This is a genomic window from Pontibacter sp. MBLB2868, from assembly GCF_051904785.1.
In the GTDB taxonomy this organism is placed as follows: Bacteria; Bacteroidota; Bacteroidia; order Cytophagales; family Hymenobacteraceae; genus Pontibacter.
In genome coordinates, this window is sequence record NZ_CP196710.1 from 4,561,777 (window position 1) to 4,583,338 (window position 21,562).

The following is a 21,562-nucleotide window of genomic DNA, read 5'->3' on the forward strand; positions in this document are numbered from 1 at the left end:
ATGTCACGAATAGGAAAATTGCCAATCACCCTGCCTAATAACATTGAAATTAGCATCGGTAATGACAACGTAGTTACAGTTAAAGGTCCGAAAGGATCTTTAAGTACTACAGTTGACAAAGATATTATTGTTAAAGAGCAGGATAATCAGATTGTTGTTGAGCGTCCGACAGAGCAGAAGCGCCATAAGGCTATGCATGGTCTGTACAGGTCTCTTATCAATAACATGATTATTGGTGTAAGCGAAGGCTATAAGGAGCAGTTAGAATTAGTGGGTGTTGGTTATAAAGCAACTGTTCAGGGAGATATTCTTGAGCTTGCATTAGGCTACTCTCATAACATTTTCATGGCCCTGCCTGCAGAGGTTTCTGCTACAGCAGTTACAGAAAAAGGTAAAGCACCACTTATAACACTTGAAAGCAATGACAAGCAGTTAATAGGTCAGGTTGCTGCCAAAATCAGATCACTACGTAAAGTGGAACCTTACAAAGGTAAAGGTATCCGTTTCGTTGGTGAAGTAATCAGAAGAAAAGCTGGTAAGACAGCGTCTAAATAATCATCATCATGTCTGCTAATAAAGTAACAAGAAGACTTCGAATTAAGAGAAGTATCAGGAATAAGATCTCTGGTACAGCTGAAAGACCTAGATTGTCTGTATTTAGAAGCAACAAGGCTATCTATGCACAGATCATCGATGACACTACCGGTAAAACACTGGTAGCTGCTTCTTCAGCTAAGCTTGATGATGCAAAAGCAAACATAGATACTTCTAACAGAGTTGGAAAAGCCATTGCTGAACTTGCCCTTGAAAAAGGAATTAGCCAGGTAGTTTTTGACCGCTCTGGTTACCTATACCATGGTAAAGTTAAATCATTGGCAGAAGGCGCTCGTGAAGCTGGCCTTAAATTCTAAAAATTTATGTTGAAGAATAATATACGTAGTGTAAAAGCTAGCGAAATCGAATTAAAAGAGAAAGTAGTAGCTATTAATCGCGTTGCCAAGGTAGTTAAAGGTGGTAGAAGATTTAGTTTCGCTGCCATAGTTGTTGTTGGTGACGGTAACGGTGTAGTTGGATACGGACTTGGTAAAGCCAACGAAGTAACTGATGCAATTGCCAAAGGTATTGATGATGCTAAAAAGAACCTTGTTAAGGTTCCGGTATATCATAATACAGTACCTCATCCAATGGAAGGCAAGTATTCTGGTGGTTATGTGTTGGTTAAACCAGCAGCTCCAGGTACAGGTGTTATCGCGGGTGGTGCTATGCGTGCAGTACTAGAAAGTGCTGGTATTAAGGATGTACTTTGTAAGTCAAAAGGATCTTCTAACCCACATAACGTGGTAAAGGCTACTTTTGATGCACTAGCTAAGATGCGTGATCCTTTAGCAGTAGCTCAGCAGCGTGGTGTAAATCTTCAGAAAGTATTTAACGGTTAATTGAGATGGCTCAGATTACTATCACACAAATCAAAAGCATAATTGACAAACCAAAGAGTCAAAAGCTTACAATTCAAGCTTTAGGCCTTGGTAAGATCAATAAATCGGTAACTGTTGAAAACACTCCTCAGATTGCTGGTATGGTAAATAAGGTTCAACATCTTGTAGAAGTAAAAAATATTTAATAATGTATCTTAACTCATTAAAACCTGCAGAAGGTTCTGTAAGAAACAGAAAAAGAATAGGTAGAGGTACTGGTTCTGGTAGAGGTGGTACTTCTACAAGAGGTCACAAAGGAGCCAAGTCTCGTTCTGGTTATTCACAGAAATCAGGCTTTGAAGGAGGGCAGATGCCACTTCAGAGACGTGTTCCAAAGTATGGCTTTAAGAACATCAATAGAGTTGAATATAAAGCTATCAACCTGGATGTTATCCAATCTTTGGCAGATTCTACGAACGAAACAGTGTTCAACTTTGATTATTTCAAAGCACATGGTTTAGTTCAGAAGAACGATAAAATTAAAGTATTAGGTAGAGGTGAGATCAGTAAAGCTGTTGAAATTCATGCACATGCTTTCTCTCAGACAGCTACAGAATCTATTGAAAAAGCAGGCGGTAAAACAGTTGCGATCTAGTAGATATGAAGAAGTTTATAACAACTATCAAGAACATTTGGGCTATTGATGATCTGAGGGTCCGTATTTTAAATACGATTCTTTTTATAGCCATTTTTAGACTGGGTTCTTATGTTGTTCTTCCTGGCATTGATCCTAATCAACTTCAAGCTAATACAGGAGGACTGTTTGGTTTGCTGGATACATTCTTAGGTGGAGCATTTAGTAATGCTTCCATCTTTGCATTGGGTATCATGCCTTATATATCTGCTTCAATCGTATTGCAGCTCTTAACCATTGCTGTACCTTACTTCCAAAAGATGCAGAAGGAGGGTGAGTCTGGTAGAAAGAAAATAAACCAAATCACCCGAGTTCTCACTATCATTATTACGTTAGCTCAAGCGGTTGGCTTTGTTGCTACAATCAATGCTGAGGCTATCGAAATTAGCACAACACTGTTTACTATCACTTCAATGATTGTACTTACTTCAGGTACTATCTTCTGTATGTGGTTAGGAGAAAAAATCACCGATAAGGGAATCGGTAATGGTATCTCTATGCTGATCATGATTGGTATAGTATCCAGATTCCCAGGTGCAATTGTGGCTGAATTCCTTTCTAAGCAATTGAATGGCGCCTTGCTTTTCATTTTCGAGATAGCTGTGTTATTCTTTGTAGTAATGTCTGTTGTAATGTTAACACAGGCAATCAGAAGAATTCCTGTACAATATGCTAAACAGGTAGGAGGGAACTCCTTATACAGCGGACAGCGTCAATTTATACCTTTAAAGGTAAATGCTGCCGGTGTTATGCCAATTATATTTGCTCAGTCTCTTATGTTTCTGCCATCTATGATCGCATCTATATGGGCTGATTCCAGTGACACTGCAAACTATATCGGATCTACTTTTTCTGACTTTACCTCTTGGCAATACAATTTGGTATTCGGTTTAATGATCCTTTTGTTTACATATTTCTACACAGCAATTAGCGTCAATCCAAATCAAATTGCTGATGATTTAAAGAGAAGTGGCGGATTTATACCAGGTGTTAAACCAGGAAGAACTACTTCTGAATATATTGATACAATTTTAACTCGAATAACTCTTCCTGGAGCTATTTATCTTGCACTTGTTGCCATATTCCCTTCTTTAGCAATGCTATTGGGTGTTACAAGAGAGTTCTCACAATTCTTTGGAGGTACTTCACTTATAATCATGGTTGGAGTTGTACTTGATACACTACAGCAAATTGAAAGTTATTTACTCATGAGACATTATGATGGTATGATGAAATCTGGAAAACTGAGAGGTCGTACAGAGAACATTGCCATGGTATCTTAATAAATGATATTTTACAAAACTGAAGAAGAAATTGAGCTGATTCGCCAGAGTGCTTTAATATTAAGTAAAGCACATGGCGAAATTGCTCTTCTTATAAAAGAAGGTATCTCTACGGCTGAGTTAGATAAAAGAGCTGAAGAGTTTATACTGGATCATGGGGCTAAACCCTCATTTAAAAATTACAATGGTTTTCCATATAGCCTTTGTATTTCAGTTAATGCTACTGTAGTACATGGTATGCCTAGTAATTATGTTCTTAAAGACGGGGATGTAATTTCAGTAGATTGTGGAGTGTTCCACAATGGTTACCACAGTGACTGTGCTTATACACATGCGGTTGGTAATGTAAGTGACGAAGTACAGAACCTTTTAACTGTTACAAAGGAATCTCTTTATAAAGGGATTGACAATGCTACGGTAGGCTCTAGATTAGGAGATATTAGTTATGCCGTACAGCATCATGCCGAATCCAATGGGTATGGTGTTGTGCGTGAACTTGTAGGTCATGGTTTAGGCAGGAACTTACATGAGTCCCCTGAGGTTGCTAACTATGGTCGAAGAGGCCAGGGTATTAAACTACAGAATGGTTTAGTTATTGCTATTGAGCCAATGATCAATCTTGGCACAAGGCACATTGTTCAGGAAGAAGATGGTTGGACTATCCGCACTAGGGATAACAAACCATCAGCACACTTTGAACATACTGTTGTTGTTCGAAAGGATAAAGCAGAGATTTTAACATCTTTTGAATATATAGAACAAGCTAAAAAACAATAAATGGCGAAACAGTCATCTATAGAGCAAGACGGAACAATTGTAGAAGCACTTTCGAACGCGATGTTCCGGGTAGAGCTTGAAAATGGTCATCAGGTAATAGCTCACATTTCTGGTAAAATGAGAATGCACTACATCAAAATTTTGCCAGGCGACAGAGTAAAATTAGAAATGTCACCTTATGACTTAACTAAAGGTAGAATTGTTTATCGATATAAATAAATTACAATGAAAGTTAAAGCATCAGTAAAGAAAAGAAGTGCTGAATGTAAAGTTATCCGCCGCAAGGGGAAACTTTATGTGATCAACAAAAAAAATCCAAGATATAAACAAAGACAAGGATAATTAAAAGAGTATGGCTAGAATAGCAGGAGTAGATATTCCGGATAACAAAAGAGGCGAGATAGCTTTGACTTATATTTACGGTATTGGCCGTAACCTTTCTCAGACTATCTTAAATAAGGCCGGGGTGGATCTTGACAAGAAGGTGAAAGACTGGACTGAAGATGAAGCTAATGAGATTAGAAATGTAATTGCTGCAGATCATAAAACGGAAGGTGTTTTGAGATCAGAAGTGCAGTTGCACATTAAGCGTCTTCTTGACATTGGTTGCTACCGTGGATTAAGACACCGTAAAGGTCTGCCAGTACGTGGACAGCGCACGAAGAACAACTCGCGCACTAGAAAAGGAAAGCGTAAGACAGTTGCAAACAAGAAGAAGGCTTCTAAATAATCATTAATCATGGCTCAGAAAAGAAAAGATAAAGCTAAAAAGCGTGTTGTAGTTGTTGAATCAACTGGCCAAGTACACATCAAAGCTTCTTTCAATAATATTATTATATCTGTAACCAACAACGCAGGACAAGTTATCTCTTGGGCTTCTGCTGGTAAAATGGGTTTCAAAGGTTCTAAAAAGAACACTCCTTACGCTGCACAAATGGCAGCTTCTGATTGCGCTAAGGTTGCTTATGACCTTGGAATGCGTAAAGCAGAAGTTTTTGTTAAAGGCCCAGGTGCAGGTAGAGAGTCCGCCATCCGTACTGTTCAGAATTCAGGTATCGAAGTTACGTCTATCAAAGATGTTACTCCATTACCTCACAACGGCTGTCGTCCTCCTAAGCGCAGAAGAGTTTAATTTTTAAAGTAGATTAAATAACATGGCAAGATATACTGGTCCTAAAAGCAAAATCTCCAGAAAATTCAACGAAGAGATTTTTGGCCCAAGCAAAGCATTAAAAAAGAAAAGCTACCCTCCAGGGCAGCATGGCAGAGGCCGTCGTAAGAAGCAGTCTGAATACGCTATTCAGTTAGCAGAAAAGCAGAAGGCTAAATACATTTACGGTATTCTGGAGAAGCAATTCGCTAACATTTTCGAGAAAGCTCACCGTAAAGGTGGTGTAACTGGTGAAAACTTACTGGTTATGCTTGAGTCTCGTTTAGATAATACAGTTTACCGTCTGGGAATTGCTCCAACAAGAAGAGCGGCGCGTCAGTTGGTATTACACAAACATATCACTGTAAACGGTGAGATTGTTAACATACCTTCTTATAGCTTAAAAGTTGGTGATGCTGTAGCCGTTAGAGAAAAGTCTAAATCTCTTGAAGCAATCACAACTAGCCTTTCTGTACGTAATGCACGTCAGTTTAGCTGGTTAGAGTGGAACGCTTCTGAGATGGTTGGTAAGCTTGTGTCTACGCCTGAGCGTGACCAAATCCCTGAGAAAATCCAGGAGCAGCTAATCGTCGAGCTTTACTCTAAGTAATCAGCTTAATCAATTTTTAACCTTTAACACTGCAAGTATGTCAATATTAGCATTTCAAATGCCAGAGAAAGTTGTAATGGAAAAAGCCGACGACTTTCATGGTTTATTTGAATTCAAGCCGCTTGAAAAAGGTTACGGTGTAACCATCGGTAATGCACTGCGAAGAATTTTGTTATCTTCTTTAGAAGGTTACGCTATTACAAGCATCCGCATACCTGGTGTACTGCATGAGTTTTCGTCTGTTGAAGGCGTGGTGGAGGATGTTTCTGATATCATCCTTAATTTGAAGATGGCTCGCTTCAAAAAAGTAAGCGAAGTTATCGATGATAAGATTACAGTAACGATCAGTGGTAAGGATACCTTCACTGCTGGTGATATTAATAATTTCACTACAAGTTTTGAAGTGTTAAACCCGGATCTGGTTATTTGCCATCTGGATAAAAATATCACCCTGGAGATTGAGCTTACTATTCAGAAGGGACGTGGTTACGTACCTGCTGATGAAAATAAGACAACTGATCAGGTATTTGGTCTTATCTCAATTGATGCTATCTTCACTCCAATCAAAAACGTAAAGTTTAGCGTGGAGAACACCCGTGTAGAGCAAAAGACTGACTACGAGAAACTAGTTCTTGACATACAGACTGACGGCTCTATTCACCCGGAAGATGCTCTTAAAGGTGCTGCAAATATTCTTATACAGCATTTCATGCTGTTCTCAGATAATACAATGACATTTGAGACTGCAAAACCTGAAGAGGAGGAAGCTGTAGACGAAGAATTGCTGCACATGCGTAAAGTGCTTAAGACTTCATTACAGGATATGGACCTGTCAGTAAGAGCTTACAACTGTTTGAAGGCTGCCGATATCAAAACATTAGGCGACCTTGTTCAGCTTGATATCTCTGATATGATGAAGTTCAGAAACTTCGGTAAGAAGTCATTGACTGAATTAGAGAACCTGGTTCAGGAGAAAGGCCTTACATTCGGTATGGATCTTTCCAAGTATAAATTAGAAGAAGAATAATTCATTTACGGCATAATTCCCGATCCCGTATAGGTTGATCGACGGTATGCCCGTGCACAATTAAAAATAATGAGACACGGTAAAAAAATCAATCACTTAGGAAGAACAGCAGCGCACCGCAAGGCCATGTTATCAAACCTTGCTTCTTCTCTAATTTTACACAAGCGCGTTTCTACTACGGTAGCAAAAGCTAAAGCGCTTCGTAAATATGTAGAGCCTCTGCTAACTAAGTCTAAGAACGATACTACTCACTCAAGAAGAACTGTATTCTCTTACTTACAGAACAAAGAGTCTGTAAAAGAGCTTTTTGATGAAGTATCAGTTAAAATCGCTAACAGACCAGGTGGTTATACTCGTATTCTTAAGACTGGCTACAGACTAGGTGACAACGCAGAAATGTGTGTTATCGAGTTAGTAGACTACAATGAGGATATGCTAGCAACAACTGGTGCTGCTGCTACTGGTGCTAAGAAAACTCGTCGTCGTTCTTCTGGTAAGAAAAAAGATGTTGAGGCTACTACAGCTCCTGAAACTAAAGCAGAAGCCACAGAAACTAAAGATGAGGCAAAAGATGCTGAATAAGCGTTTTCTGTAAATAATTTGAAAGGGGCATGACGTTAGTCGTGTCCCTTTTTTATTTTTGTATCAAATTGTTATCATGAAAAAGTATACAACCACTGAAGCAATCCTTCTTCTAGAAGACGGTACATTATTTAAAGGTAAAAGTTTAGGCCTTATTGGCACATCTGGAGGAGAGTTGTGCTTTAATACTGGCATGACGGGTTATCAGGAAATCTTTACTGATCCATCTTACTTTGGACAGATTGTAGTTACTACAGTATCACATGTGGGTAATTACGGCGTGCAGCACGAAGAAGTTGAATCGGATAATGTGCAGATAAGAGGACTCGTTTGTAAAGAATTTTCACATCATTTTTCAAGAAATACAGCAGAAGGTTCCCTACAGGAATATTTTGAAAAAGCTGGTATTGTTGGAATCTGTGAAATTGACACGCGTTCATTAGTGCGCCATATCAGAGATAAAGGAGCTATGAATGCGATCATATCTTCTGAGACAACAGATGTAGAAGAGTTGCGTACTAAATTGGCTGGTATTCCTTCTATGGCTGGTCTTGAGCTCTCTTCACAGGTAAGTACAAAAGCTACCTATGACCTGAAGCCAGAGGAAGTAAAGTATAGAGTGGCTGTTCTGGATCTGGGTATTAAAAAAAACATAATAAAAAATTTGGTTAGCAGAGGCTGTGAAGTAAAGATCTTCCCTTACAATACATCCTTTGAAGTAATGGAGCAGTGGAACCCTGATGGTTATTTCATTTCTAATGGACCAGGAGACCCTGCTGCAACGGTAGATGCTGTTAACAGTGTAAGAAAGATGCTCGAAAAGAAGAAGCCATTATTTGGTATCTGCCTCGGACATCAGGTTTTAGCTGAAGCTAACGGTATAGCTACCTACAAAATGCATAATGGACATCGTGGATTGAATCATCCGGTTAAAAACCTGATAACAGGTAGATGTGAAGTAACAAGTCAGAACCATGGCTTTGTTGTGGATGCAGACCAGCTGAAGAACCATCCGGATGTTGAGGTAACGCACATTAACCTGAATGACAATACAATTGAAGGCATTCGCTTGAGAACCAAGCCTGCTTTTTCAGTACAATATCACCCAGAGTCGTCACCAGGGCCTCATGATTCGGAGTACTTATTCGATGACTTTGTAGCGTTATTAGAACAGAATAAAAATCAAGTAAAACTATAGTTAAAAAACAATGAGCTTAATAACCGATATTAAAGCCAGACAAATCTTCGATTCACGAGGAAATCCTACTGTTGAAGTAGATGTAGTAACTGAGAACGGAATTTTAGGCCGTGCTGCTGTCCCTTCCGGGGCCTCTACAGGTATTCATGAGGCTGTTGAGCTTCGTGACAATGATAAAAGCAGGTACATGGGCAAAGGTGTACAGCAGGCAGTAAAGAATGTGAACGAGAAGATCGCAGAAGAGCTTGTGGGTTTTCCGGTATATGAGCAAAATTTGTTAGACAAGATCATGATCGAGCTGGATGGCTCTGACAACAAGGGCAACCTTGGTGCCAATGCCATACTAGGCGTATCACTGGCAATTGCCCGTGCTGCGGCCCAGGAGCTTAACATGCCTTTATATCGTTACGTGGGTGGTGTAAACGCAAATACGCTGCCTGTACCAATGATGAACATCCTGAATGGCGGTAGCCATGCAGACAATGCAATTGACTTCCAGGAGTTCATGATCATGCCGGTAGGTGCACCTTCTTTCTCAGAGGCGCTACGTATGGGTTCTGAAGTTTTCCATCACCTGAAGAATGTGCTGAAGAAAAAAGGCCTTTCTACGAACGTAGGTGATGAAGGCGGCTTTGCTCCAAACATTGCTTCTAATGTAGAGGCTATTGAAGTAGTTCTTCAGGCAATTGAGGCTGCTGGCTACAAGCCAGGTGATGATATGATGATTGCTATGGATGCGGCGAGCTCTGAATTCTATGATGCTTCTTCTGGTAAGTATGTGTTCAAGAAGTCTACAGGCGACAAGCTTTCTTCTTCTGAAATGGTAAGCTACTGGAAAGAGTGGACCGAAAAGTACCCGATCGCTTCTATCGAAGATGGTATGGCCGAGGATGACTGGGCTGGCTGGAAAGAGCTGACGGAGAAAATTGGTGACAAAGTGCAGTTAGTTGGAGACGACCTTTTTGTAACGAATGTAAACCGCCTGCAGCAGGGTATTGATCAGGGAGTGGCTAACTCTATCCTGATAAAAGTAAACCAGATCGGTACGCTTACAGAAACAATCAACGCCATTAATCTTGGCTTACGTCATGGTTACAAGAGCGTTATGAGCCATCGTTCTGGTGAGACAGAGGATAACACCATTGCTGACCTTGCAGTAGCGTTAAACACAGGCCAGATCAAAACTGGTTCTGCTTCCCGTTCTGATCGTATGGCAAAGTATAATCAGCTACTTCGTATCGAGGAAGAGCTTGGAGAGGTGGCATACTTCCCTGGCAAGAAGTTTTAAGTTACAGTACCATAAAATATTTATGGCTAAGGCTGTGGGTTTTACAACTCACAGCCTTATTTTTGTATAGCACCCTTACATCGTTCAGCTATGTTAAAGCGCATTCCGAAAGTATTCCGTAATTTCTACTTCATAACCACCTTTTCATTTATCGTGTGGATGCTCTTTTTCGATTCCAATGATTTTATCACACAGTACCAGATGAGCGCCAAGCTGAGTGAACTGGAAGATACACGAGAGGATTATCAACGGAAAATGGAAGAAGTTGAAAAGGACAGGAAAGCTTTGATGGGAAACACGGAGCTGCTGGAAAAGTATGCACGGGAAAAATACCTGATGAAACGACCGAATGAGGATGTTTTTATTGTTGTGACAAAAGAAGACTAATAAAGTTTCAAAGTATAAACACAAAGGGCTGTTCGCATGAACAGCCCTTTGTGTTTATACTTACTTGCGTGCTGTAAAAGTCATTAAAAAGCAGTAAACGTTTCCTATTAAGCCCTAAAACAAAACCCCTCCCTAAATTTTTGTAAATTGCAGCAAATGCAGTCGCTGAAAAGTGATAAGCTTAAAAAAATAGAAATTATGGCAAAAGTTGCAATAAACCTTTCAACAGGTTCCATACAGCAGGAAGAGGTAATTGTAGGTATAGATCTGGGTACAACCAACAGCCTGGTAGCATACATTCATCCCGAAGACAAGAAACCTATCGCGATTAACGATCAGGGGCAGGGTACCATAGTTCCGTCGGTGGTGCATTTTACAGATAATGGCGAAACTATAGTTGGCAACGAGGCGAAAGAATATTTGCTCACAGATCCGGCCAACACTATTTATTCTGTTAAGCGCCTTTTAGGTAAATCTTATAAAGACCTGGGCGAGCATAAGGATTATTTTGGTTATAAAGTGATCGATGATGATAGTGAAGGTTTGGTGAAGATACGGGTGAAGGATAAGTTCTATTCACCTATCGAGCTTTCTGCTGAGATATTACAGGAGCTGAAAGAGCGCGCTGAGCATGCTCTGAAAACACCGGTGAACCGTGCAGTAATAACAGTACCGGCTTATTTTAACGACTCACAAAGACAAGCTACCCGTGATGCCGGTAAGCTGGCAGGCCTTGATGTGTTGCGAATTGTAAACGAGCCAACCGCAGCTGCACTGGCTTACGGCATTGGTATCGATCCGAACGAAGAGAAAACAGTAGCCGTGTACGATTTGGGCGGCGGTACATTTGATATTTCTATCTTAAGTATCCACCAGGGCATTTTTGAGGTGCTTTCTACGAACGGGGACACTTACCTGGGCGGGGATGACTTTGACCGTGCCATCATCAACCACTGGATCCAGGAAAATGAGCTGATAGCAGATACTGTGAACCAGGATAAGCATCTTTCGCAGGAGTTGCGCCTGAAAGCTGAAGAAGCAAAGAAAGCCTTAAGCTCACAGGAGGTATTTACCAGCAGCATTAACGACAAGATAACGTGCCATCTGGAGCGCCATACTTTCGAAACACTGATCGCTCCGATTGTAGCCAGAACCATAGAAAGTTGCCGCATGGCCATGGCCGATGCAAAGCTACAGCCGGAGCAGATTGATGCTGTGATCATGGTTGGAGGCTCTACACGCGTGCCGATGGTGTATGAAGCCGTTTCGGAGTTCTTTGGAAAGCCTGCAAACAACTCGTTAAACCCGGATGAAGTAGTTGCCCTGGGAGCAGCTATACAGGCAGACATTCTGGCTGGTAACCGCAAAGATATCCTGCTGCTGGACGTAACGCCGCTTACGTTAGGTATAGAAACAATGGGTGGCCTGATGGACCCTATCATTCCTAGAAACTCTAAAATACCAACCAAAGCAGGGCGTCAGTATACAACATCCGTAGACGGACAGGTAAACATGAAGATTTCAGTTTACCAGGGAGAGCGCGATGTAGTGAAAGAAAACCGTAAGCTTGCCGAGTTCGATCTCAAAGGTATACCTGCCATGCCTGCCGGTTTCCCGAAGGTGGACGTAAACTTTATACTTAACGCAGATGGCATACTTAAAGTAGAAGCTATCGAGTTACGTTCAGGCGTGCGGCAGGAGGTAGAGGTAAAGCCACAGTATGGCCTGACGGATGAACAGGTAGAGCAGATGCTGATGGATTCTATGATGAACGCGAAAGAAGACGTAGCGACACGTATGCAGATCGAGGCACGTACAGCAGCCGAACAGATGCTTTACCAGGTAGAACGTTTTGTGGAGAAGAACAAAGAACACCTGACAGAGGAGGAAATTACTCTTACGCAGAAGAATTTACAGAACCTGAAGGATGTGTTAGCCGCAGGAGGTGACAAGGATGCCATTTATGCAGCCGTAGATGTACTGGAAGAGCAGACAAGCCCTTTTGCAGAACGAGTAATGCAGATATCGATCAAGCAGGCGATGTCTGGTAAAAAGATCGAGTAGTAATAGCCAAAGTATAAAACTAAGTATAAAGCAAAAACGCCGGTATCACTACCGGCGTTTTTGCTTTATATTATTTAAGGTGCTGCTGCAGCCAGTCTAAAGTTGTATTTACATCCAGTATCGACCAGGAGTGCGGGTTAACACTGCCATCAGCGCGTCGGCCTTTATCGCTGGTAAGTATAAGCTGTGCCTGCTGGTTGCCCATACTTTGCAGGTCTGTGATCATGGCTGTACAATCAGCGGCGTTAAGGTCGTACAAGTCGCGGTGATTCGTGTTAAATTGGTTGGCTACGTCTGGCTCAGAGTATAAAAGTACCGGTAGTTGCTTCAAAGGTTGGATAGCAGTGTTTGCCGTATCACTGTACGCATAGGGAGAGATGGTGTAGTACTTCTCCGGAGCCTGAACAGGTGTAGCGGCAAAGTCTTTTTGTAGCATGTGCTGCAGCATCTGTAACATTTGCCTCGGCCCCTGAGATTTCTCACGCTGCACCGCTTTCAATACCGTTCTTTCAAAACGTTCTAGGTCCAGGAGCGGGTCTACAGCAAACAAAGCGGATACATTCGGGGTCGTTGCTGATGCCAGGCTATGCTCTGTAAACTTAACAGCCGTAGTGCCACCCATCGAAAAACCACCAACAGCTAGCTTTCTGTTCTGCAGTTTATACTTTTTCTGTACATCCTGCACAAGCTGTACCAGTTGCTTCTGCCGGGCTTCAGAGAGTAGCAGTGCTGTGTTGTTGCTAATATACGGAAGGGTAACTAAGTATCCTGCCTGAGCAGCTTTCATCGGAAAGTCTGTTTCTTTTAATACATCAGAAGGAGTCTCTCCGAAGCCGGGGAAAAGTAACAGCCAACCATTTACATTACCCGATTCAGGCTTAACAATCAAAGTATAATTACTGGCTGTGTCAGAATAAGCGCTGCTGTAAAAGCGCTCCATCTTTTGTGCAGATGCCATTTGAAAGGTAAGTAGCAGGCAGAGGGCAAGCAGTAAGCGTTTGAAATCAGGCATAGTATAGATTAGTTTCGGTACAGGATCAGCACAATTTGTAGCAGGTAATAATTAAAGTATAGCAGCGTAATAGCCACAATCACTCCTATCATTATATTGGCATAAGGAGTATCTTTCTCCCGTACTTCACGCACACCCCAGTAAGCATAAGCCACCAGGGCAGTCACAGCATAAACGAGGAGCAGCAGAGGCACAGCTATAAATACCTGTACAGGTACTATGCTCCAGAAAAAGTTAAAGCCTAACCAGGCTATACCAATCGTCCAGGTTACCACCAGCATCAGTATACTTCGCTTTGTAGAGCGCAGGCCAATAGCCCTGAAGAATCGTGCTGTGGTTGAGGGCATACAGGTCTACAGCTTCAGCTTAAACTTTTTTGCTAAAGTCTCCAGGTCACGCTCCACAGGCGCAAGTAAAGGAATGCCATTCTTCAGGCGCTTTTCTGTCATCTCTCTTTCTGGGTCGCCGGGTATTAGCACTGCTTTTTCGCCTTTTTTCACTTTAGCTGCCCGGAAAGTATCGATCCAGTTATCCATGTGCTCTTTAAACTCATCGGCAGGACGGAAAGCATCAATCCGCATTGCCCCTAAAAAGTGGCCGATTCCCTGGCCAACCGGGTCTGTCGGAGGATTCAGGAAACTAACGAACGGAGGTACCCATGGGCCATAGTTGGCACCCGAAAGTACTGCCGAGAAAATATCAACTATAGAAGCCAACGCGTAACCTTTGTGGCTGCCATGTGTTTTGTCGCTACCTAAAGGTAAAAGTGCACCACCCTCTTTCAGCTCGTTGGCATTGGTAGTCTTGTGTCCTTCTTTTGTTTGAATCCAGCCTAACGGGGCTTTCTTCTCTTTCCGCTGCAGGATCTCCAGTTTACCGTTAGCAGCCGAGGCAGTGGCAAAGTCAGCTACGAAAGGAGGATTTTTGGCAGTAGGAACGGCAACCGCGATCGGATTGGTGCCCAGCATTCTTTCCGTTGAAAAAGTAGGCGCTACCAGCGGCGAGGCATTCGTCATGGCAATGCCGATCATGTTTGAAGACAAGGCTTCCATGGCATGATAACCGGCGATACCGAAATGGTTGGAGTTTTTAACAGATACCCAGCCAGTGCCAACCTGATCCGCCTTACCTATAGCAATATCCATGGCTCGAGGTGCTATCACTAAACCCAGACCGCCGTCACCGTCTACGGTTGCTGTACTTGGTGTTTCGTGTACGATGCGCATCTTTGGCTTAACATTGATGCGGCCAGCCTCCCATAGACGAACATAACCACTTAAACGGGCTACGCCATGTGAGTCTACCCCTCTCAAATCAGCTTCCAGTAATACTTCTGCGGCAAGTTTAGCATCCTTTGGCGGACAGCCCATGCTAAGGAAGACTTCTTCTGTGAAATTAAAAAGTTGTCTGTATGGATACATAATTCTGTTGCTTAATCAAAGCGCCAAATTAACGAATTCTCATGAAAGACACGGGTATATACTTTAGGATGAAGTGTTTTATACTTCCTTTTCTGAAGCACCAGGCCATGATAAAAGAAATAAGTATAGACTTTTTATATATTTTCGGGGATTAGTTAGCAGTTGTGGCCCAGATTTTGTCTTGGCTGATTTATGCTATAAGATACACGATATGAAAAGAGCTTTACTTTTTCTGCCCCTGCTGATTGCTGCTATTGCAGTGCAGGCTCAAAACAAGATAGTTTTTGAGGAAACTATTTCTGATGCTTTTCTGATGAAATCAGGTTCTGCCGGAAACCAGCAAAACCTCAATACCATTATCTCCTTACTGAACGAAGCGGGAGTGAGTGCGCAGGGCGGACGACCTTCGCGTAGTCCGGAGTTCACTGTAAAACTGGAGCAACAGGCACGCATTACCGATACAGGTGATAATTTACTGGTGAAAGTTAAGCTAAACCGTGTTTCTGTTTCAGGAGATGCTAATGTTAAAGGCTTTGATGTAAGTGAGGTTTTAGTGCCGGAAGAGCTGCGCTACAAAGTGAAGCTACTGAATGCTAAAAATGAGCTTGTAAAAGAATACACAAACCAGCGTGTGCTGCTGCATGGCAATGATCTGAGCATGCTGGAGGTGACGATACCAGATACCGCAGCCAATCAGAACTACAAGTTAAAAGTAGAGGAGAAGCAGGTGCTGTATGCTACAGCCGACGTAAATCGGGTGAAAGAGCGTGTAGAATTAATCCGTAACTATTTCGCTGCTGATGCTACCGTGTTACGCGCTTTGCAGGATGTTGCCCATGTTCGTCCGGATGACATTGATAGGCTGCCTTTGCAGGAACGTAGCCTGCGGGAGTTGGAGGGTGTCTACGCCGATTTAAAAAACCAGTTCCAGGGTAAGTTAAACCTGGAGCAGCACGACCCGCAACGCCTCAACTATAAGTTAAAGCAGCTGCAGGAGATATTGCAGGAGCGACGTCGTGCTATTGATTACGCTTTTGCAACCCTCGATCAGCAATACTTTAATCGTGGCGTCAGTTTGTTAAAAGGCGGTAACCGTTCTGCGGCACAGGCATACTTTGCCAAATCAATTGATGCCAATCCGCAGTTTGCACCTGCACACGTGCAACTGGCCCGACTGGATTTTATGAACGGTTATATCAGGGAAGCGAGCAACAGAACCCGCGATGTTCTGACCAACATGCGCCTGGACCGTGAAACAGAAGCCATCGCCATGACGCTGATGGATGAGATCTATGCTGCCCATATCAGCACAGGCAACAGCCTCACCAGTCGTGGAGAGTATCACAACGCTTTAGCTGCTTTTGCAGAGGCAAGAAATATCTGCAGCACTACCCGCGGGCTCCGCTGCAACATGACTGCGCTAAATGATGGGGAGGCACGTGCTGCTACAGGTGCATACCGTGCCATGGTAGACAATGGAAAGCGGCTGCTTGCCCGCAACGACCTGAAAGAAGCTGAGCGTGCTGCTGAAGAGGCTTTGGACTTTCAGCATGACTATGATTTTGTGCTCAGCCAGGAAAGAGAGGCAACAGACCTGATGGGGCAGGTGAAGTTCCAGTATTACCTGCAACATATAGATATGGGCAAGCGCCACCTGAGCCAACAAAACTATGCTGCTGCGTTAAACCAGTTTGAAGATGCATTGGACCTGGAGAAGCGCTATACTTTTAAGCCGGTGCAGGAGCTGGCTGTGCTGGCACAAAAAGCTGCAAAGCCGATACTCTTGGCAAAATTGACGGAAGGATATGAGCAGGCGATGCAGAACAGGTTAAGCAATGCCAGAGCAACAGCTTCTGCCGCCACCGATATGCAAAGCCGTTTTGGCTTACAGGCCGATGCGGATGTTGTAAGCAAGTATAACCTGCTCCGTGAGCGCATTTTTACCCAGGAGTGTGTGAATACGCAGGCTACTTATGATAAGCATTATCAGAATGCACAAGCACTGATCCGTGAGAAGAAATACATCGCCGCTGACCAGGCGTATCAGGCTGCTATCAGTGCGGCAACTGAAAAGCAGGAGTGTGGTATTGCTACGTTCACAGCCAAGGATGGCCAGGCTGCCATCGCGGCGGCGGCTACTTACCAGCGTATGCTGGAGAACGTGGAGCGGCACATTTCTAAAAAGCGATATACCGAAGCTGTACAGGAACACAATGCTGCCCGTGATTATTACCTGGCAAACAACGTGAGCAAGTATGGCCTCGATCACATCTCCCTATATAACTTCGCCAAAGATAACCGCAACGAAAAGTTCACGGCACATGTAGTGGATTACCTGGCAAGTATAAACGAAGAGCAGGCTTCTATTCAACTCCTGACCTCCCTGCTGGACAGAGGCTTTGCCAGACGCAAAACAAAGAAAGTGCAGGAGCAATTAGGTAAGCAACTGGCTTTGAAAGATGCGGCACGAGATTCAGGACAGAAGGCAGATGTGTTGGCCGCTCAGTACACTCAGAACCACAAAAAGCTGAAGAAGCTAAGAAAGGCTTACGAGAAGGAGCGTAAGAGACTGGCGAAGAATAGCTAAGTATGAAATAAAGTATAAGGCCCTGCTAATCAATTAGCAGGGCCTTATACTTTATTTCATACTTGCCAATGTCTGTTGCAGCACACCTTCTTTCAGGGCATAAGCCGATACGCGTATCTCTTTCAGGTTATACTTCTGAAGCACGAAGTCCACGATTATACTTGCCAGCACGATCATGTCCACGCGCATTTCCAGCATACCAGGTATAGCAAGGCGTTCTTCGTGGTTTTTGTGCAGCAGTTCGTTGTGTATCTTATAATAATCGTCAATAGTTAAATAAGAAGCGGCAGGTTGTGCCTTTTGGCGGGAGGTATCGCCTTTGCTAAGAGCGTCGATGTCGCAGATGGTATCGAAGGTGCCGGAGGAGCCGATGAGCACAGCAGGTATATACTTAGCTACAGCCTCGGTAAGAGGCTGCAGTTTCTCCTCCAGGTAGGCTTTTTCAGAGGTAATACTTTCTGTTGCAATAGGGTCTTCTGTAAAGAATTTATCCATCAGGCGCTGAGCACCTATTTCAAAGCTTTGTTTCCAGAATATCTCCTGATCATTGCAGATGATGAATTCTACGCTGCCTCCGCCAATATCAATGATCAAAGCAGTTCTATTATCCAGCACGCCAGCAGAGCGAACACCATAATAGATCAGTTCTGCTTCTCTTGCGCCATCAATTATCTCTACTGTAATATCGGTCTGCTTAAAGACATCCTTCACAAAGTCATCGCCGTTTGCCGCATTACGAACCATACTTGTAGCCATGGCACGAACTGTTTCAACACCATAACTATCTATCTGCTTCCGGAAATCTTTTAATGTTTTGATTGCACGCTCGTAAGCCTCCGGCGCAATTGCTCCATTACTAATACCACCTTGCCCCAAACGCACCGGCACTTTTGTTCTCACAAAGTCATGCATTTTTCCATCTTCATCTACTTCAGTAATGAGCAAATGAAAGGTATTGGTACCCATGTCAATTAGTGCGAGGCGGTTTTTCATGTAGTTTTTATTAATTTTTGCTACTTCTTTAATTATCTGAACGACGTTTTTGTGTATAGCTCATTGCGGGAAAATAGGCGGCTATTTTTCAGCCGTAACCAATAGATAGCAAATTGCAATGAATTCCGATTTAAAGTTCAGCCGCAACGAGCTATACACGTTGTTATAGCTATACTTTTATAAATGGATTAATATCCGATTTTCGTCTTCTTTTTTCTTATCCAAAATTTTCCCAATAATTATTCCTGAGATTAATCCAAGTGAAGAGCCAACCACAGGGCCATAAATAATCCCATTAACGAATAAAACGCTAAAAGAAATTCCAATTCCTGCTCCAATAGCTATTCCAGCTCCAATTCCTATAGTTATATAATAGTTTGGGGGAACAAACCCAAATCCACTGTTTAATGACTTTTTTAAATTCTTGAACCCATTTTTTGCTTCTTGCTCTGTTTGGATATTTCCAAGATGAGATTCTATTTCATTTTGTATGTCACTTTTTTTCTTTTCAGAAATATTTTTTTCATCTATTTCCTTTAGCAATAGTAGGATACTCTCCAAAATTTTCCTGAAACTGTTGCTTCCAGTTTCAGTTTGTAATTTTTGAAATTGTTTAATTAATTTAGATAAGTTCATTTTTGAAAGTTTTATTTGTATTGGCTACAACATTACTCGTGCAGTCGATGGGCGAGGCGGAGCCGAGCATAAGGGCTGAACTTTGTTGGTGGAAGTTATTCTTTATAACCCTTTTTATCAATTAGAACCGAGTCAGCAACTTGAAGAAAAACAGTATCTCCTAATCCGTTCTTTATTAAGATTGTCTTTGTATTCTTGTCAGCAGTTAAGTACTCTTCTTCAGCAAGATCTTTTTCATTAGGTTCATAAGGTTTACTGGCTTCATTCAAGATAAACCAGAAGTAGACAGCAAAGCCACCTATAACAACGAAATGAGCCAGTAGTGCGCCTTTATTAAATTTATCAGCTGAATTTTTAAAAAATTCAACTATCCTACGAATCAGAAGAATTACTCCAATGACTAATACAAGAAAACCAATCAAGTGGTGGATGCCAGGAGCATGTATATACTCCCAACCAATGATTAAATAAGCTGCCCATGCTATTGCGAATCCTATAGCATAATATGCTGCTGCTCTCAAACCACCTTTTAAAAATTCTTTTCCCAATTCATAATTGTTATTACCACCAACTACTGTGTAAACGGAAGTCTATTCCGTTTATATACCCAAATCTGGCAGCTAAACGGAATAAGATTAACATTTTAGCTTATTTATTAACCACAGAAGTAAACCTAAAGAAAGTACCCAATGGCAACCTGCGTTCTCCACTATCATGCAGGTATAATTCTCCCAACTCCTCGTTCTTAACCAGCTCCCCAAACGTATCGCGCATCAGGTTTTCCAGTACCATCGCCGAGAAGCCCATTGAGTATAAATTGATCAGCAGGAAATAATCTGTGCCGTCCAGCATTTCGCGGCAAAGTTTTATCATCTCGTTCAGCTCGTTCTCCAGCTGCCATTTTTCGCCGTTCGGGCCACGGCCATAAGAAGGAGGGTCCAGGATGATGCCATTATACTTGTTACCACGCTTTACTTCACGGCGGGCATACTTCATGGCATCTTCCACTATCCAGCGCACGTTGTCCAGGTTGCTGGCTTCCATGTTATCGCGGGCCCAGAAGTTTACCTGCTTAATAGAGTCGAGGTGAGTAACATCTGCTCCGGCGGCTTTGGCTGCTAAAGTGGCGGCACCGGTGTAGGCAAACATATTAAGTATTTTAGGTTGCTGTGCCTTGAGCTTACGGGTAGTGTCGTAAATAAACTTCCAGTTGCTATCCTGCTCCGGGAAAATGCCCACGTGCTTAAACGACGACAAACCTAACCGGAAACGCAATTTCAGGTCGTTATACTTATAGTTAATGAACCACTGCTCCGGCATTCCTTTTTTCAGCTTCCACTGGCCTTTTTCCTGGCTGCCTTTGTCGCGGGTAAACACGGCATTGGCTAAACGCTGCCATTCCTGCTCCGGCAGGTGCTTGTCCCAGATGGCCTGAGGTTCGGGTCTTGCTACAAAGTACTCGCCGAAACGCTCCAGCTTTTCAAAATTTCCGGAATCAACCAGCTCATAGTCAGCCCAGTTTTCTGTAGTTAAAAAGGAATACATATCTTTGTCGTTTATTTCTGGCTCTGTGCCACTATGAGGCAAAAGTACTCAATATCCGCTTAACCTTAAAAAGTGCACGCAGTCGCTGATTTTTTTGTTACATAAACATGGCAATTAGCTTTTACAAGTACCAGGGCACCGGTAACGACTTTATAATGGTTGATAACCGTAAGCTCATTTTTCCTGCTGATGATGAATCATTGGTAAAGCATCTCTGTGACCGACGCACAGGTATTGGTGCCGATGGACTCATCCTTTTGCAGGATCACCCGGACTACGATTTTGAGATGGTGTACTATAACGCTGACGGGCGTTTAGGCTCCATGTGCGGAAACGGAGCACGTTGCACCGTTCGCTTTGCGCGTAATTTAGGTGTGATCGAGGATGTGGCCTGCTTTCTGGCTGCAGACGGCGAGCACCAGGCCAGTGTGGAGCGCGACCTGATTCAGCTGAAGATGAACGATGTGTCAGGGATAGAGGAGCTAGGCAACGACTATTACCTGAATACAGGTTCGCCGCATTATGTACGGTTTGTGGATGATGTAGAGGAACTGGACGTGTATGAAGAAGGAAGAGCCATTCGCTACAACGATCGCTTTACTGCCGAAGGAACAAACGTAAACTTTGTGCAGCGCCTTTCGGGCAACGCGATTTTTGTGCGCACCTATGAGCGTGGCGTAGAAGATGAAACATTGTCTTGCGGAACCGGAGTAACAGCCTGTGCTTTGGTAGCAGGTTTAGAAGGTATGGAAAGTCCGGTTAAGGTGAAGACACTTGGCGGAGAACTTGAAGTAGCTTTTGAACAGGACAGGAACCTGTTTAAATATATTTACCTGATCGGCCCTGCACGGCAGGTGTTTACAGGCACAATTGCACTTCAGCAGGTTTAAGCG

At 42.8% G+C, this 21,562-nt stretch carries 27 protein-coding genes; 20 read left to right on the top strand and 7 right to left on the bottom strand.

Annotated elements, in window-relative coordinates:
* The 18 genes from rplF (at window position 1) to dnaK (ending at window position 12,475) form a co-directional block, all read left to right on the top strand.
* A complete protein-coding gene (rplF, locus tag ACSX1A_RS19655) occupies window positions 1-555 on the top strand; it encodes a 50S ribosomal protein L6 (RefSeq protein WP_439881334.1) in 555 nt (184 codons plus the stop codon).
* Window positions 556-563: 8 nt separating this feature from the next.
* Window positions 564-911 (top strand): 50S ribosomal protein L18, encoded by a 348-nt coding sequence (gene rplR / locus ACSX1A_RS19660; protein WP_439881335.1) that lies wholly within the window; start codon window positions 564-566, stop codon window positions 909-911.
* A gap of 6 nt (window positions 912-917) precedes the next feature.
* Window positions 918-1,436 (top strand): 30S ribosomal protein S5, encoded by a 519-nt coding sequence (gene rpsE / locus ACSX1A_RS19665; protein ID WP_439881336.1) that lies wholly within the window; start codon window positions 918-920, stop codon window positions 1,434-1,436.
* 5 nt (window positions 1,437-1,441) lie between these two features.
* Complete coding sequence (gene rpmD / locus ACSX1A_RS19670) at window positions 1,442-1,621, top strand: 50S ribosomal protein L30 (RefSeq protein WP_439881337.1); 180 nt, start codon at window positions 1,442-1,444, stop codon at window positions 1,619-1,621.
* Between the two features lie 2 nt (window positions 1,622-1,623).
* Window positions 1,624-2,070: a 50S ribosomal protein L15 gene (gene rplO / locus ACSX1A_RS19675; protein ID WP_439881338.1), complete on the top strand. Its 447-nt coding sequence runs from the start codon at window positions 1,624-1,626 to the stop codon at window positions 2,068-2,070.
* Window positions 2,071-2,075: 5 nt separating this feature from the next.
* Window positions 2,076-3,392 (top strand): preprotein translocase subunit SecY, encoded by a 1,317-nt coding sequence (gene secY / locus ACSX1A_RS19680; protein WP_439881339.1) that lies wholly within the window; start codon window positions 2,076-2,078, stop codon window positions 3,390-3,392.
* A 3-nt stretch (window positions 3,393-3,395) separates the two neighbouring features.
* Entirely contained in the window at window positions 3,396-4,169 is a 774-nt protein-coding gene (gene map, locus ACSX1A_RS19685) for a type I methionyl aminopeptidase (RefSeq protein ID WP_439881340.1), read from the top strand.
* Window positions 4,170-4,388: a translation initiation factor IF-1 gene (gene infA / locus ACSX1A_RS19690; protein ID WP_439881341.1), complete on the top strand. Its 219-nt coding sequence runs from the start codon at window positions 4,170-4,172 to the stop codon at window positions 4,386-4,388. It abuts the gene before it with no gap.
* Window positions 4,389-4,394: 6 nt separating this feature from the next.
* The gene (rpmJ, locus tag ACSX1A_RS19695; protein ID WP_007654264.1) at window positions 4,395-4,511 is read left to right on the top strand and encodes a 50S ribosomal protein L36; all 117 of its coding nucleotides are present in this window, start codon (window positions 4,395-4,397) and stop codon (window positions 4,509-4,511) included.
* Window positions 4,512-4,521: 10 nt separating this feature from the next.
* Window positions 4,522-4,899 carry a 30S ribosomal protein S13 gene (gene rpsM / locus ACSX1A_RS19700; RefSeq protein WP_377503296.1) on the top strand — a complete coding sequence of 126 codons (378 nt, stop codon included), beginning with the start codon at window positions 4,522-4,524 and terminating at the stop codon, window positions 4,897-4,899.
* Between the two features lie 9 nt (window positions 4,900-4,908).
* A complete protein-coding gene (rpsK, locus tag ACSX1A_RS19705) occupies window positions 4,909-5,301 on the top strand; it encodes a 30S ribosomal protein S11 (RefSeq protein WP_439881342.1) in 393 nt (130 codons plus the stop codon).
* A gap of 22 nt (window positions 5,302-5,323) precedes the next feature.
* Window positions 5,324-5,929: a 30S ribosomal protein S4 gene (gene rpsD, locus ACSX1A_RS19710; RefSeq protein ID WP_439881343.1), complete on the top strand. Its 606-nt coding sequence runs from the start codon at window positions 5,324-5,326 to the stop codon at window positions 5,927-5,929.
* A gap of 37 nt (window positions 5,930-5,966) precedes the next feature.
* Window positions 5,967-6,956, top strand: coding sequence for a DNA-directed RNA polymerase subunit alpha (locus ACSX1A_RS19715; protein ID WP_439881344.1), 990 nt, complete (start codon window positions 5,967-5,969; stop codon window positions 6,954-6,956).
* Window positions 6,957-7,025: 69 nt separating this feature from the next.
* Window positions 7,026-7,538: a 50S ribosomal protein L17 gene (gene rplQ / locus ACSX1A_RS19720; protein WP_439881345.1), complete on the top strand. Its 513-nt coding sequence runs from the start codon at window positions 7,026-7,028 to the stop codon at window positions 7,536-7,538.
* Window positions 7,539-7,614: 76 nt separating this feature from the next.
* The gene (gene carA, locus ACSX1A_RS19725) at window positions 7,615-8,736 is read left to right on the top strand and encodes a glutamine-hydrolyzing carbamoyl-phosphate synthase small subunit (protein ID WP_439881346.1); all 1,122 of its coding nucleotides are present in this window, start codon (window positions 7,615-7,617) and stop codon (window positions 8,734-8,736) included.
* A 10-nt stretch (window positions 8,737-8,746) separates the two neighbouring features.
* Window positions 8,747-10,024 (top strand): phosphopyruvate hydratase, encoded by a 1,278-nt coding sequence (eno, locus tag ACSX1A_RS19730; protein WP_439881347.1) that lies wholly within the window; start codon window positions 8,747-8,749, stop codon window positions 10,022-10,024.
* 90 nt (window positions 10,025-10,114) lie between these two features.
* Window positions 10,115-10,411, top strand: coding sequence for an FtsB family cell division protein (locus ACSX1A_RS19735; RefSeq protein ID WP_439881348.1), 297 nt, complete (start codon window positions 10,115-10,117; stop codon window positions 10,409-10,411).
* A gap of 198 nt (window positions 10,412-10,609) precedes the next feature.
* Window positions 10,610-12,475 carry a molecular chaperone DnaK gene (gene dnaK, locus ACSX1A_RS19740; protein ID WP_439881349.1) on the top strand — a complete coding sequence of 622 codons (1,866 nt, stop codon included), beginning with the start codon at window positions 10,610-10,612 and terminating at the stop codon, window positions 12,473-12,475.
* 70 nt (window positions 12,476-12,545) lie between these two features.
* Here dnaK and ACSX1A_RS19745 read toward each other — a convergent pair whose 3' ends face one another.
* From ACSX1A_RS19745 to ACSX1A_RS19755, 3 genes are read right to left on the bottom strand one after another with little or no spacing between them, the layout of a single operon-like run.
* Window positions 12,546-13,487, bottom strand: coding sequence for an alpha/beta hydrolase (locus tag ACSX1A_RS19745; RefSeq protein ID WP_439881350.1), 942 nt, complete (start codon window positions 13,485-13,487; stop codon window positions 12,546-12,548).
* A gap of 8 nt (window positions 13,488-13,495) precedes the next feature.
* Entirely contained in the window at window positions 13,496-13,834 is a 339-nt protein-coding gene (locus tag ACSX1A_RS19750; protein ID WP_439881351.1) for a hypothetical protein, read from the bottom strand.
* A gap of 6 nt (window positions 13,835-13,840) precedes the next feature.
* Window positions 13,841-14,908: an Ldh family oxidoreductase gene (locus ACSX1A_RS19755; protein WP_439881352.1), complete on the bottom strand. Its 1,068-nt coding sequence runs from the start codon at window positions 14,906-14,908 to the stop codon at window positions 13,841-13,843.
* 211 nt (window positions 14,909-15,119) lie between these two features.
* Here ACSX1A_RS19755 and ACSX1A_RS19760 point away from each other — a divergent pair, with 211 nt between their 5' ends.
* Window positions 15,120-17,495, top strand: coding sequence for a hypothetical protein (locus ACSX1A_RS19760; RefSeq protein ID WP_439881353.1), 2,376 nt, complete (start codon window positions 15,120-15,122; stop codon window positions 17,493-17,495).
* Window positions 17,496-17,546: 51 nt separating this feature from the next.
* Here ACSX1A_RS19760 and ACSX1A_RS19765 read toward each other — a convergent pair whose 3' ends face one another.
* The 4 genes from ACSX1A_RS19765 to ACSX1A_RS19780 all read right to left on the bottom strand — a co-directional run bounded on the left by ACSX1A_RS19765 (window position 17,547) and on the right by ACSX1A_RS19780 (window position 20,669).
* Complete coding sequence (locus ACSX1A_RS19765; protein ID WP_439881354.1) at window positions 17,547-18,488, bottom strand: Ppx/GppA phosphatase family protein; 942 nt, start codon at window positions 18,486-18,488, stop codon at window positions 17,547-17,549.
* A gap of 177 nt (window positions 18,489-18,665) precedes the next feature.
* Window positions 18,666-19,124 carry a hypothetical protein gene (locus tag ACSX1A_RS19770; protein WP_439881355.1) on the bottom strand — a complete coding sequence of 153 codons (459 nt, stop codon included), beginning with the start codon at window positions 19,122-19,124 and terminating at the stop codon, window positions 18,666-18,668.
* A gap of 95 nt (window positions 19,125-19,219) precedes the next feature.
* Complete coding sequence (locus ACSX1A_RS19775; RefSeq protein WP_439881356.1) at window positions 19,220-19,672, bottom strand: hypothetical protein; 453 nt, start codon at window positions 19,670-19,672, stop codon at window positions 19,220-19,222.
* Between the two features lie 100 nt (window positions 19,673-19,772).
* Window positions 19,773-20,669: a class I SAM-dependent methyltransferase gene (locus ACSX1A_RS19780; protein ID WP_439881357.1), complete on the bottom strand. Its 897-nt coding sequence runs from the start codon at window positions 20,667-20,669 to the stop codon at window positions 19,773-19,775.
* A gap of 107 nt (window positions 20,670-20,776) precedes the next feature.
* Here ACSX1A_RS19780 and dapF point away from each other — a divergent pair, with 107 nt between their 5' ends.
* Entirely contained in the window at window positions 20,777-21,559 is a 783-nt protein-coding gene (gene dapF, locus ACSX1A_RS19785; RefSeq protein ID WP_439881358.1) for a diaminopimelate epimerase, read from the top strand.
* Window positions 21,560-21,562: the final 3 nt, after the last annotated feature.